This window comes from Microbacterium sp. 69-10, from assembly GCF_001897945.1.
In the GTDB taxonomy this organism is placed as follows: domain Bacteria; phylum Actinomycetota; class Actinomycetes; order Actinomycetales; family Microbacteriaceae; genus Microbacterium.
In genome coordinates this window covers 70,146-80,640 of the sequence record NZ_MKRT01000031.1, presented here as the reverse complement: position 1 = coordinate 80,640, position 10,495 = coordinate 70,146, and the positions used below count along the sequence as shown (strand labels likewise).

At 70.5% G+C, this 10,495-nt stretch carries 16 protein-coding genes and 1 pseudogene; 6 read left to right on the top strand and 11 right to left on the bottom strand.

What is annotated here, in order from left to right:
• The 3 genes from BGN97_RS17450 to BGN97_RS17440 form a co-directional block, all read right to left on the bottom strand.
• On the bottom strand, window positions 1-851 hold an 851-nt coding region (locus BGN97_RS17450), incomplete at its 3' end, for a CorA family divalent cation transporter (protein ID WP_292704407.1).
• A gap of 5 nt (window positions 852-856) precedes the next feature.
• Window positions 857-1,021 carry a hypothetical protein gene (locus BGN97_RS17445; protein ID WP_285637370.1) on the bottom strand — a complete coding sequence of 55 codons (165 nt, stop codon included), beginning with the start codon at window positions 1,019-1,021 and terminating at the stop codon, window positions 857-859.
• Window positions 1,022-1,135: 114 nt separating this feature from the next.
• Entirely contained in the window at window positions 1,136-1,447 is a 312-nt protein-coding gene (locus BGN97_RS17440) for a hypothetical protein (RefSeq protein ID WP_292704405.1), read from the bottom strand.
• A 64-nt stretch (window positions 1,448-1,511) separates the two neighbouring features.
• Here BGN97_RS17440 and BGN97_RS17435 point away from each other — a divergent pair, with 64 nt between their 5' ends.
• Window positions 1,512-1,865, top strand: coding sequence for an ATP-dependent DNA ligase (locus BGN97_RS17435; protein ID WP_292704402.1), 354 nt, complete (start codon window positions 1,512-1,514; stop codon window positions 1,863-1,865).
• A 33-nt stretch (window positions 1,866-1,898) separates the two neighbouring features.
• Here BGN97_RS17435 and BGN97_RS17430 read toward each other — a convergent pair whose 3' ends face one another.
• The gene (locus BGN97_RS17430) at window positions 1,899-2,135 is read right to left on the bottom strand and encodes a hypothetical protein (protein WP_292704399.1); all 237 of its coding nucleotides are present in this window, start codon (window positions 2,133-2,135) and stop codon (window positions 1,899-1,901) included.
• Between the two features lie 175 nt (window positions 2,136-2,310).
• Here BGN97_RS17430 and BGN97_RS17425 point away from each other — a divergent pair, with 175 nt between their 5' ends.
• Together BGN97_RS17425 and BGN97_RS17420 are read left to right on the top strand one after the other, a co-directional pair.
• Window positions 2,311-3,195 carry an SDR family oxidoreductase gene (locus BGN97_RS17425; protein ID WP_292704396.1) on the top strand — a complete coding sequence of 295 codons (885 nt, stop codon included), beginning with the start codon at window positions 2,311-2,313 and terminating at the stop codon, window positions 3,193-3,195.
• Window positions 3,192-3,503 (top strand): hypothetical protein, encoded by a 312-nt coding sequence (locus BGN97_RS17420; RefSeq protein WP_292704393.1) that lies wholly within the window; start codon window positions 3,192-3,194, stop codon window positions 3,501-3,503. The genes BGN97_RS17425 and BGN97_RS17420 overlap by 4 nt, the downstream gene beginning before the upstream one ends.
• 21 nt (window positions 3,504-3,524) lie before the next feature.
• On the opposite strand, the gene BGN97_RS17415 is transcribed toward BGN97_RS17420, so the two are convergent.
• Window positions 3,525-3,845, bottom strand: coding sequence for a hypothetical protein (locus BGN97_RS17415; RefSeq protein WP_292704390.1), 321 nt, complete (start codon window positions 3,843-3,845; stop codon window positions 3,525-3,527).
• Between the two features lie 226 nt (window positions 3,846-4,071).
• Window positions 4,072-5,001, bottom strand: a complete 930-nt coding sequence (locus tag BGN97_RS17410) for an AraC family transcriptional regulator (protein ID WP_292704387.1) — start codon at window positions 4,999-5,001, stop codon at window positions 4,072-4,074.
• Window positions 5,002-5,179: 178 nt separating this feature from the next.
• Here BGN97_RS17410 and BGN97_RS17405 point away from each other — a divergent pair, with 178 nt between their 5' ends.
• Window positions 5,180-6,238, top strand: coding sequence for a DUF561 domain-containing protein (locus tag BGN97_RS17405; protein ID WP_292704384.1), 1,059 nt, complete (start codon window positions 5,180-5,182; stop codon window positions 6,236-6,238).
• A gap of 16 nt (window positions 6,239-6,254) precedes the next feature.
• Here the strand turns inward: BGN97_RS17405 and BGN97_RS17400 are convergent, their stop codons facing one another.
• The 4 genes from BGN97_RS17400 to BGN97_RS17385 all read right to left on the bottom strand — a co-directional run bounded on the left by BGN97_RS17400 (window position 6,255) and on the right by BGN97_RS17385 (window position 8,780).
• Window positions 6,255-6,827: an NAD(P)H-dependent oxidoreductase gene (locus BGN97_RS17400; RefSeq protein ID WP_292704381.1), complete on the bottom strand. Its 573-nt coding sequence runs from the start codon at window positions 6,825-6,827 to the stop codon at window positions 6,255-6,257.
• A gap of 58 nt (window positions 6,828-6,885) precedes the next feature.
• Window positions 6,886-7,749: a formyltetrahydrofolate deformylase gene (gene purU, locus BGN97_RS17395; protein WP_285637342.1), complete on the bottom strand. Its 864-nt coding sequence runs from the start codon at window positions 7,747-7,749 to the stop codon at window positions 6,886-6,888.
• 172 nt (window positions 7,750-7,921) lie between these two features.
• Window positions 7,922-8,464, bottom strand: coding sequence for a DNA starvation/stationary phase protection protein (locus tag BGN97_RS17390; RefSeq protein ID WP_292704378.1), 543 nt, complete (start codon window positions 8,462-8,464; stop codon window positions 7,922-7,924).
• Between the two features lie 46 nt (window positions 8,465-8,510).
• Complete coding sequence (locus BGN97_RS17385; RefSeq protein WP_292704375.1) at window positions 8,511-8,780, bottom strand: Rho termination factor N-terminal domain-containing protein; 270 nt, start codon at window positions 8,778-8,780, stop codon at window positions 8,511-8,513.
• Between the two features lie 244 nt (window positions 8,781-9,024).
• Here BGN97_RS17385 and BGN97_RS17380 point away from each other — a divergent pair, with 244 nt between their 5' ends.
• Entirely contained in the window at window positions 9,025-9,660 is a 636-nt protein-coding gene (locus BGN97_RS17380; protein WP_292704372.1) for an NAD(P)H-dependent oxidoreductase, read from the top strand.
• A gap of 16 nt (window positions 9,661-9,676) precedes the next feature.
• Entirely contained in the window at window positions 9,677-10,135 is a 459-nt protein-coding gene (locus tag BGN97_RS17375) for a glutaminase (RefSeq protein WP_292704369.1), read from the top strand.
• A 24-nt stretch (window positions 10,136-10,159) separates the two neighbouring features.
• Here BGN97_RS17375 and BGN97_RS17370 read toward each other — a convergent pair.
• Window positions 10,160-10,495: pseudogene (locus tag BGN97_RS17370) on the bottom strand (GMP synthase); the annotation flags it as partial.

Below are 10,495 nucleotides of genomic sequence, written 5' to 3'. Positions count from 1 at the left end.
ATCAGCACGAACACCCAGCCGCCCGGGACGTGCAGCAGGGGCATGTCCTTGAAGTTCATGCCGTACACGCCGGCGACCACGGTCGGCAGCGCGAGCAGCGCCGCCACCGCCGCGATGGTGCGCATGTCGCGGTTCTGACGCGACGACACGTTGCTCTCATGGCTGGAGACCACCGCATCCAGGGCCATGCGTTGGGTGGCGAGCAGGTCGGCGAGCGCCGCCAGATCGCTGCGCATGTGCCGGAAGTACTGATACAGCGCCGGATCGTCCCGGAGCAGCTCGTCCAGGGATTCGGCGTTCGTCTCGAATCCCCGACGGAGCGCGGATGCCGCGCGGTCCAGGTGCCCGATGCGCCTGCGCAACCGGTAGATGCGCTCGTAGTCCTCGTCGACGGCGGGATCGAACACCTCGGTCTCGACCTCGTCGAGCTCGTTCTCGATCGACGCCACCGTGGCCTCGTATGAGCGCACGACCGCCGCAAGGGTGCGGTACGCAGCCCCCAGAGGGGTGGCCCCGCTGGGATGCTCGCGTTCGACCAGCGGGCGCAGCGGCCTGGCCGGTCCGTCGCCGTCCCACTGCGCGGTCAGCAGCCAGGAGTCGCCCGCGAGGATGACCACCTCGCCCGGCTTGCTGGTCACCTTGTCGGGATCCAGATCCCAGGCGATCACGATCAGCTGCCCGTCCAGCACTTCGAGTCGAGGTGGGCGTCCGCGCCCGAGCGACTCCTCGAAGAGTGCCGAATGCGCCGACAGGCGCCTCACCCCGGCGAGCACGTCGCGCTCATTGCGATCGACGAACTCGACCCAGGTGAAGGCGCCGTCGGCAGCCTTCGGCGGGGGCGCTTCCGCCATGTGACTCAGGCTGCGTTGCGACCGGAGATCGCCCTGATCAGCCAGGCGATCACCGCCAGCGCGAGCAGCACGAGCCCGACCCAGAGCAGGAAGTTCAGCGACTGCACGAGGCCGCCGGTGATGGCGAGGATGATCGCGACCACCGCGATGATGATGAACAGCAGGTTCATGACGATCCCTTCGTCCGGCGGGGCGGAGGTGCCCCGGCTGATGCCACGGTACGAAGGGGCCGGATTCTCGAACAGGGGGTTGACGGCGGGGCTGCGGACCTGCCAGCGCGGTGTCTACTCCGGCGACGCCATGTCCTCGGGGACCATGGTGATCCCGCCGCTCGTGTTGGCGGAGTGCGCCATCGCGGTGATCCATTCGGCGTGCAGCTCCGGGGGCTCCGGGGTTTCGAAGACGAACCGCAGCGGAATGGACGGATGCAGCCAGATGGTCGAGCGGCCGGGCGCCGCGCCGTCGGGGTGCTTCCACGAGAGCGTGAAGCTCTCGTTGCGCCGGAGCTTCGTCGCGATGACGACCTTGAGATGCGCGAGCGCCCGGTCCTCGATCTCGATGGGGTCGGACGTCCCGTCGTAGTAGAGCAGTCCCATATCGCCTAACGTAGACCCCGAATCTGGAATGCGTCAGTCCGCGTCCAGCGCACGGAGGCAGCACATGGGCAAGTTCGTATACGAGAACGGCGTCAAGACGGAGATCGAGGACCGAGCTCTGATGCACCTGCAGCTCGTCATCACCGCCAAGCTCCGACGCGGCGAGCCGTTCCCATTCAGCTGGCGCGAGGACGTGAGCGTCGGCGGCGGCCGCACCACGGTGTGGATGCACCCCGGCAGCTCGCTCGTGTTCAAGTACTACGGCAGCCGGCAGCCGTCGATCAATCGGGGCTGGACGGAAGCGCTCGCCTTCACCGCCAACTCGCCCGGAGGCCTCTACCTCGTGCCCGAGCCGCCGGACGCCGGGGACGGCGGAGGGGCTGGCGAAGAGCTGCAGGCGGCACAGCCGGAGCAGTGATCGGCTGAAGCGATCCTGCCGGCTTCGCCCGGCCTACGGCTTCCGCTGGCTCCTGTGGGGGAGCCCGCCCTCGGGGTGAGCGTCCTCGCCGATCGGCTTCGGCTCCTCGGCGCGGTGCTCGCGGTTCGGCTCGGCCTCGTCCTCGGCACCGGTGTCCACCCGGGTCTCGTCCTCCGCGGGAGTGCCTGCGCCCTCCTCATGCTCGGAGTCGTCCTCCGCATGCTGCGGCTGCACGTGCTCGGGCATCATGCCCTGATCGATGCCGCTCATCGCGTCTCCTTCCTCGTGACTGTCGCGCCCACTGTGCATCGGCCTCCGCGGTGCCGAATGCCCGTTGACATGTCTGTCGCGCGCGCGTAGGAGAACCGGCTCGGGTGTCAACCCCCTGGCTCCGGATGCGGGCCCATGACAGCGTCGACGCCACACAGACCGGAGAGGATCGACGATGAGCGACAGCACCAAGGATCCGCGCGACGCGCACAGGGACGAGCCGATGCCTCCGCAGCGACAGGACCAGCCCGGCAAGACCGACCAGACCGAACCGGAGCCGGACCATGGCGAGTCCAGCTATGTCGGCCACGGCCGTCTGAACGGGCGGAAGGCACTGATCACGGGTGGTGACTCCGGCATCGGCCGAGCCGTCGCCATCGCCTTCGCCCGCGAGGGCGCTGACGTCGCGCTCGTGCACCTGCCGGAGGAGCAGGACGACGCCGACAGCACCGTGGACCTGATCCGCCAGGAGGACCGCACCGGGCTCAGCATCCCTGGGGACCTCCGTGACGAGGAGTTCGCGACGGATGCCGTGCGAAGGGCCCGCGACGAGCTGGAAGGCCTCGACATCGTTGTCCTGAACGCCGCGTACCAGCACGACATCGATAGCTTCGACGCGCTGCGGACCGAGGACATGCGCCGGGTGTTCGACACGAACCTGTTGGGCACGCTCTTCACCGCCCGCGCCGCGTACCCCGACCTCGAGCCGGGCGCCGCCATCATCGTGACGGCCTCGATCCAGGCGTACCAGCCCTCCCCGGGACTGATCGACTACGCCATGACGAAGGCCGCGCAGGTGGCGTTCGTCAAGGCGCTCGCCGAGGAGGCGGGCGAGCGCGGCATCCGCGTCAATGCCGTGGCGCCCGGGCCGATCTGGACTCCGCTGATTCCGGCGACGGGATGGGATGCCGACAAGCTCGCGAGCTTCGGCAAGGACACGCCCCTCGGCCGTCCCGCGCAGCCGGCCGAGCTCGCCGGAGCCTACGTGCATCTGGCGTCGGATGAGTCGTCCTACACCTCCGGCGCCGTACTCGCCGTGACCGGCGGGAAGCCGCTATGAGCACCGTGCTGTCGGACCCCCCGAACGCTCCGACCCCGCGTGGGGACTGGGAGGTCACGTGGCTCGGACGCGACAGCTGGCGCATCTGCGACCGTGCACGGCGTCAGGGCGACGCCGACTGCCTGATCGCCTACGTCGAGCGCAACAGCACCGGCACGCTCGACGTGCTGTGGCTGCGCAGACCGTGCCCGCGGCGGACTCGGTTCCGCGACTTCGCCCAGCTGCTCGGTGACCTCGATGCGGCGGTCAGTGCTTCATCCGATCGATCCCGGGCCCCTTCGCCGATCCCGCACCTCCCCCCGCGTTGATCGGCCCACCCGCCGCCGGAGTCAATCCCCCGGCGGCGGGTTCTCGATGTGCTCGTCGACGAGGGCGATGCCGCCGCTCGAGTTCGCCGAATGCGCGAGCTCCTCGATCCAGGTGCGGCTCAGCGGCGGTGCTTCGGGTTCGTCGAACACGAAGCGGAGCGGAATGGACGGGTGCAGCCAGATGGTGCTCCGTCCGACGGGGGCGCCGTCGGCGTGGCGCCACGACAGCGTGAAGCTCTCATTGCGACGCAGCTTGGTGGCGATCACCACTTTGAGATGGGCGAGGGCGCGGTCCTCGATGAAGATCGGCTCATGCGCGTCGCCGTAGTACAGGCTTCCCATCTCGGATCAGCGCCGTCCGCTGCGCGAGCGGTCCTGGCCGGGGCGGGTCGGGATCGGATGACGACGGTTCACGTGCACTCCTGGGGATAGAGCGGATGCCCGTCATGGATCGGCGGGCTACAGGAATCTATCGCGCGGCGGCGTCGGCGCGATGCAGGGACGCGACGCATGACGTCATGGGCGAAGAGGCTGTTCGCCGTCTGTCATCAAGGGAGGCTCGGCCCCGTCAGCGGCGACGTCCCGCCGTCGTGGCGGGAAGCACGCCGTAGGCGTCGCGGTAGGCCGCGGAGAACCGGGACGGGTGCGTGAACCCCCATCGGCGGGCGATCACGGCGATCGTGTCGGAGGTGCCCGCGAGCAGTTCGCGGTGTGCGCCCTCGAGACGCGCGCGTCGCAGCCGCTCCGCCGGCGTGCTGTCGAGCGCGCGCCGGAACGCGTACTGCAGGCCGCGGGTGGAGATGTGCACGGCGGAGGCGACATCGTCGACGGTGATCGGCAGGTGCGCGTTCTCATCGATGAAGTCGAGGGCCCTGCGCACGGTCGCCGGGGCGGCACGGGTCTGCGGATCCTGCTCCAGTGCGGTGCGGAAGGTGGTGGGGAAGGCGGTGAGGACCAGCCACAGCGCCTGGCGGTGCAGCCCGGCGATCACCAGCTCATCGCCTCCGCAGTCCTCCAGAGCGGAGGTCATGAAGTCCATGGTCCTCGACCAGTGGGCATCGGCCGACCGGCGTTCGGGTGCGCCGGTCTGCACGCGCAGGCGGAGCGTGTCGTCGCCGCACATGCGCCGGGCGAGCTCCTCGGCCGAACGTCGTTCGAAGACCAGAGCCGAGACCCGCGCGGATTCCCACCGCGCCTCCACGCGGGCGCCGTCGGTGAGCCAGGGGCTGCCCGCGTCAAGAGAGCTGCGCTTCGTGCGCACCTCGGCGCTGGTGCCCGTCACCTGGCAGGCCAGCAGCTGGTCCTCGGGCTCGACCACCGAGTGGATCTCGGCGCGCAGGTCGTAGCGCACCAGGCTGAAGCCCGGCGCCTCGGCCGAGAACCAGTCGAAGCGGAACCGTTCGGGGTCGATACGCTGCAGCGCGGCGGACGGCACGAACTGCTTCCAGGTCTCCTCGACCCGTGACGCATCGCGCGTCGAGAGGCGCAGTACGCTCATGAATTCCACCCCGGATCAGCGGGGACGCAAGGCCCCTTCAGGAAACCTATCCCAGTATTCCGGCTGCCAGGGCCAGGGCCAGGGCCAGGGCCAGGGCCAGGGCCAGGGCCAGGGCGGCGGCGTGCGTGACGCCGTCGGCGCTCGTAACGTCCCGTGCACGCGGGCGTAGCCTCGGAGCATGACCGACCTGCGTGTACCGTCCGCACTCACCGAACTGCTCGGCATCCGGCATCCGATCGTCCTGGCGCCCTTCGGTGGCCTCTCGTCCGTGGCACTCACCGCGGCGGTGAGCGAGGCCGGAGGCCTCGGCTCGTACGGTCTCTACGGCTACGACGGAGAGCGGATCCGCGCGACCGCGGCGGCGCTGCGCGAGGCGACAGCCGCGCCCTTCTCGCTGAACATCTGGCTGCCCACCGGCGACGAGGTGCTGCCCGGTCCGGAGCACGACGGCTATGCGGCTGCGCTGGAGGCCTTCTTCACCGAGGTCGGGCTGGAACCGTCCGCGCGCCCCGAACGCTACCTCCCCTCGCTGGACGAGCAGCTCGACGCGATCTGGGAGGCGTCCCCTGCGGTGCTCAGCGTGGTGTTCGGGGTGCCGTCCGGCGCGCTGGTCGAGGAGGCGCATCGCCGCGGCATCCGCGTTGTCGGAACCGCAACGACCGTGGCCGAGGCGGTCGCGCTGGCCGAGGGCGGAGTGGACGCGATCGTCGCGACCGGCGCCGAGGCGGCGGGGCACCGGGTGTCGTTCCTGAAGCCCGCGGAGGAGTCGCTGGTCGGACTCGTCTCGCTGCTGCCGCAGGTGGCGGATGCCGTGGATGTGCCCGTCATCGCGGCCGGCGGCATCGGCGACCGGCGCGGCGTCGCCGCGGCCTTCGCGCTGGGCGCCTCGGGTGTGCAGGTCGGCACGTCGTTCCTCGCGACGGCGGAGTCCGCCGCGAACGAGGCGCACCGCGGCGCGATCCGGTCGACGGCGGCGGATGCCTCGGTGCTGACCCGCGCGATGAGCGGCCGACTGTCGCGCGGCGCTCCCAACCGTGCCGTCCGCGAGATCGAGGCATCCGGCGCCATCGCGCCGTTCCCGGCGCAGAACTGGCTGACCGGGCGCTTCCGCGCGGTCGCGGGGCAGCGCGGTCTGGGCGAGCTGCAGTCGCTGTGGCTCGGACAGTCCGCCCCGCTGGCGCGCTGGGACACCGCATCCGAGGTCTTCGCCGAGCTGCTGGCGGGCGTTCCCGCCTGACGCGGGTCCGCCCGCGTCAGGGACGCGGGGCGGCGCGCAGCGGCGCGAGCGCGGCGTCCAGGGACGTCAGCTCGTTCAGCATCCGCTCCAGCATCGCCGCCTGTGAGTCGAGCGGCGTGAAGACGCCGTCCTCGATCTGCTTGAACGCCCACGGGATCTCGACGTTCACTGTGGTCGGCACGAGGCCGAGGGCCATCTCGGGCACCCTCAGCGCCGCCGTGCCGCGCGTGCCGCCGGAGATCCCGCCGTAGCTCACCGTGCCCAGCGGCTTGCGCCACCACTCCTGCGAGAGGTGGTCCATCGCGTTCTTCAGGGCGGGGGAGTAGCTGAAGTTGTACTCCGGCTGCACGAACAGCAGGGCGTCCGCGGCATCCACGCGCTCGCTCCAAGCGATCGTCGACGGCTGCGTGTACTGCCGCAGCCGCGGATGATTCGGCTCGGTCATGAGGGGCAGCGCGATCTCCTTCAGATCCGCCCAGTCGATCTCGAACCCGCCGTGCCGCTCGACGGCACCGCGCACCCACTGCGCGATCGGCAGGCCGATGCGGCCCTCTCGCACGCTCCCGACGACGATCATCAGCTTCGGCATGTGAACCTCCCGGCGCTCCGTCTCAGTGTGCGGCCGCGTCTCAGTGTGCGGCCGCGTCTCAGAGTATGACCGTGGAGCGGCCGTGCACGATCACGCGGTCCTCGGCGTGCCACTTCACGGCGCGCGCGAGCACGTAGCGCTCCACGTCGGCGCCGCGGCGCTGCAGCTCGGCGGCCGACTCGGCGTGCGTGACGCGGGTGACGTCCTGCTCGATGATGGGTCCCTCGTCGAGGTCGGCAGTGGCGTAGTGGGCGGTCGCGCCGATGAGTTTGACGCCGCGCTCCTTGGCGCGCGCGTACGGGTTCGCGCCGATGAACGCCGGCAGGAAGGAGTGGTGGATGTTGATGACGGGCGCGCCGATCCGCCCGATGAAGTCGTCGGTGAGGATCTGCATGTAGCGCGCCAGCACGACCAGATCGACGTTGCCCTGCAGCAGCTCCAGCTGGCGCTCCTCCATCTCGGCCTTGGCATCGGGTCCGTCGCCGCGCGGGATGTGCACGAACGGGACGCCGAACGAGCGCACCGACTCCGCCAGGTCGGGGTGGTTCGAGATGACCATGGTCACATCGATGTCGAGCTCGCCGCGCTGCGTGCGCCACAGCAGCTCCATCAGGCAGTGGTCGTACTTCGAGACGAAGATGGCCACGCGCTTACGGTGGCTGGTGTCGTGCAGCGACCACTCCATGCCGAAGCGCTCGGCGACCTCGGCGATCGACGCCTCGAGCGCGGGGCGGTTCGCCGCGAGACCCTCCAGGTGCAGCACGGTGCGCTGGAAGAAGCGGCCGCCGTGCGCGTCCGTGGAGTGCTGGTCGAGCGAGATGATGTTGGCCCCGTGCGACGCCAGCACTCCGGCGACGGCCGCGACGATGCCGGGCTGGTCGTCGCAGGCGATGAGGAGGCGGGCGGTGTCGGACTGAGGCATGGATGCTCCTGAGCTGAGATCCCTCGGGCGGAGAGACGCGGAGGTGTGCCTCGATTCTGCCCTTCTCGCGCCGACCCGGCGAATCCCGGCCGTCATGGACCGGCTGTCCGGGTCCATGACGGCCGGAGCCGCGGCCTCGCGGCGGCGGGAGGACCACCGCCGCGAGAGTGCATCACGCCGGAGCGCGGTTCTCGGCGCTCACCATCCAGGCGAACTGCTCGAGCTCCTCGAGGACGACGTGCAGGATGTCGGCGCTGGTGGGGTCCTCCTCGTCGACCGCGTCGTGCACGTCGCGCACCGTCGCGATCGCGGCCTCCAGCCGCTCGGTGACCAGGTCGACGGTGTCGGTCGTGCTGACCTCGCCTTCCGGGTAGGGCGGCAGCGAGGTGGTGTCCGCCACCGTGCGGCTGCGTCCGTCGGGGATGGCGTGCAGCGCCCGCATCCGCTCGGCGACCGTGTCGCCCAGACGCCGCGCCGCCTCGACCACCTCGTCCAGCTGCAGGTGCGTGTCGCGGAAGTTCTTCCCCACGACGTTCCAGTGCGCCTGCTTGCCCTGGATCTGCAGGTCCACCAGGTCGACCAGCACCCGCTGCAGGCTCTGGCCCAGCTGCTCGGAGGCGTGGAATCCGCTCTCGGCGTTCTGATCCTTCGTGAGCGGGGTGGTGCTCTGCTTCTTCGCGGCCTGCGTCGAGCTCGGCTTCTTCGTGGGCGTCATCTTCGTTCTCCTCCGGTCCTTCAGTGGTCTTCGTCTGTGGTCTTCGTCAGTGATCGCGCAGCATCGAGATCAGCTCGGACTTGCGCTTGTCGGAGTAGCCCTTGAGCCCGAGCTCCTTCGCGCGGGACTTGAGTTCGTCGACCGTGCGATCCTCGTAGTCCTCGGCCGTGCCGCCGCGCTTGCCGACGGACTTCCGCCCGTCACGGGCAGCGGCGTTCGAGATGCGCGCCGCCTTCTCCTTCGAGGCTCCTTCGTCGCGGAGCTCTTCGTAGAGATCCGGATCCTTCAGGCTGTTCGAGCCGCGTCCACGGGGCATGATGCTCTCCTTCTCCGTCGTGTCTGTCTCGCCAGGATGCCGAGGCTCCCGACGCCACCGACAGGGGGTTGACACCGCCGCGCGCCGACGTGCATCCGGTCCCGCCGGCCGCCGCCGCGGGCTGTCGCCGTTAGCACTGCGGGATGAGCGAGTCAACGCGGGGGACAGCGTGGCCGCCGGGTGTCAGTGTCGCCCTGCAGCTCGTACGCAGGGGCTCCGCCCCGATCGACCGAGAGGAACCACCATGGACGACCAGGCACCGCAGCGCGAGGGCGGACTGACCGCGCTGACCATCTCCTGCACGCTCAAGCCCTCGCCGGCGCAGTCGAGCTCCGAGAAGCTCAGCGGGCAGATCAGCGGTCTCCTCGAGGAGCATGATGTCGCGACCACGCATGTGCGGGCGGTCGACCACGACATCCTGCCCGGGGTGGACAAGGACATGGGCGAGGGTGACGAGTGGCCGTCGCTTCGCGAGAAGGTGCTCGCCGCCGACATCGTCGTGCTCGTGACCCCGACGTGGCTCGGCCAGCAGTCCAGCGTCGCGCAGCGCGTGCTGGAGCGCCTGGACGCCGAGCTCGGGGAGACCGACGCCGAGGGCCGCCCCACCCTGTTCGACAAGGTCGCGCTGGCTGGCGTGGTGGGCAACGAGGACGGTGCGCATCACATCGTGGCGGTGCTGTACCAGTCGCTCAACGATGTGGGCTTCAGCGTGCCGGCGCAGGGATGCGTGTACTGGAACGGCGAGGCGATGCAGAAGAGCGACTACAAGGATCTGCCCGAGACCCCCGCCTCCGTGGAGTCGTCCATGCGCACGGCGGTCGCCAACGCGGTGCATCTGGCGCGGCTGCTGAAGCGGGAGGGATATCCCGCCGCCGGGTGACGGCTAGCCTGAACGGGTGACCACGACCGCCGCACTCCTCGTCGCCGCGCGCGAGCGGCTGGCCCGCGTCCCGCGCGAGGGACTCGGCCTGCTGCGCACCTCGCGCTGGCGGCGGGATCGGATCGTGCGGGTCGGGGATGCCTGGCATCTGGGCGTGCTGCTGCTCACCGACGACGGAGTGCTCTCCACCGGCGAGATCCTCCGCGCCGCCGAGGAGGTGCGCCGCGGGTACACCGCGGAGTCGTCCCGGGCGCGTGCCGAGCGACGCGCGATGGCCCGGCGCGGCGGATTCGCCGAGGGCGAGGTCGTGCACCTCGGCTGGGAACGGCTGGATGCGGATGCCGTGGACGCCGGCGAGGCCTCGGGCCCGCTCGCGCTGCTCGACGGCGAACCGGCGGTGCGCTGGTCGGCGACCGGCGGGCTGATGCCGCTGGCCGGCTACCTGGACGAGAAGATCGCCCTGCTGCAGCGCTGAGCCCTGCGACGCCCGGGAGGAGCCTCAACCCCCGAGCAGGGCGGGGAACCGTCCCAGCAGGTCGGCCCCGTCGACGGATGCCGACAGCACCATCCGCTCGGTGGCCGCGTACTCGCTCGGGTCGAAGTAGCCGGACGCGCGGTACACCGCCATCCGATCGGCGAAGTCCTGCGGTGACGCCTCGGGGTGGAACTGCGTGGCGTACAGGTGATCGCCGACCCGGTACGCCTGCACGGGGCAGTCTTCCTTGGTGGCCAGCAGCACGGCACCCGGCGGCGTCTCGGCCGCGGACTCCTTGTGCGCGGTGAACACGCTCATCGACGGCGCGTTCGGGCCGAAGAGCGGATCCTCCGCGCCTTC

Bases quoted from the DNA above. Each gene is read 5' to 3' on its own strand.
- BGN97_RS17445 (WP_285637370.1), bottom strand. From the start codon at position 1,021: ATGAACCTGCTGTTCATCATCATCGCGGTGGTCGCGATCATCCTCGCC.
- BGN97_RS17440 (WP_292704405.1), bottom strand. From the start codon at position 1,447: ATGGGACTGCTCTACTACGACGGGACGTCCGACCCCATCGAGATCGAG.
- BGN97_RS17435 (WP_292704402.1), top strand. From the start codon at position 1,512: ATGGGCAAGTTCGTATACGAGAACGGCGTCAAGACGGAGATCGAGGAC.
- BGN97_RS17430 (WP_292704399.1), bottom strand. From the start codon at position 2,135: ATGAGCGGCATCGATCAGGGCATGATGCCCGAGCACGTGCAGCCGCAG.
- BGN97_RS17425 (WP_292704396.1), top strand. From the start codon at position 2,311: ATGAGCGACAGCACCAAGGATCCGCGCGACGCGCACAGGGACGAGCCG.
- BGN97_RS17420 (WP_292704393.1), top strand. From the start codon at position 3,192: ATGAGCACCGTGCTGTCGGACCCCCCGAACGCTCCGACCCCGCGTGGG.
- BGN97_RS17415 (WP_292704390.1), bottom strand. From the start codon at position 3,845: ATGGGAAGCCTGTACTACGGCGACGCGCATGAGCCGATCTTCATCGAG.
- BGN97_RS17410 (WP_292704387.1), bottom strand. From the start codon at position 5,001: ATGAGCGTACTGCGCCTCTCGACGCGCGATGCGTCACGGGTCGAGGAG.
- BGN97_RS17405 (WP_292704384.1), top strand. From the start codon at position 5,180: ATGACCGACCTGCGTGTACCGTCCGCACTCACCGAACTGCTCGGCATC.
- BGN97_RS17400 (WP_292704381.1), bottom strand. From the start codon at position 6,827: ATGCCGAAGCTGATGATCGTCGTCGGGAGCGTGCGAGAGGGCCGCATC.
- purU (WP_285637342.1), bottom strand. From the start codon at position 7,749: ATGCCTCAGTCCGACACCGCCCGCCTCCTCATCGCCTGCGACGACCAG.
- BGN97_RS17390 (WP_292704378.1), bottom strand. From the start codon at position 8,464: ATGACGCCCACGAAGAAGCCGAGCTCGACGCAGGCCGCGAAGAAGCAG.
- BGN97_RS17385 (WP_292704375.1), bottom strand. From the start codon at position 8,780: ATGCCCCGTGGACGCGGCTCGAACAGCCTGAAGGATCCGGATCTCTAC.
- BGN97_RS17380 (WP_292704372.1), top strand. From the start codon at position 9,025: ATGGACGACCAGGCACCGCAGCGCGAGGGCGGACTGACCGCGCTGACC.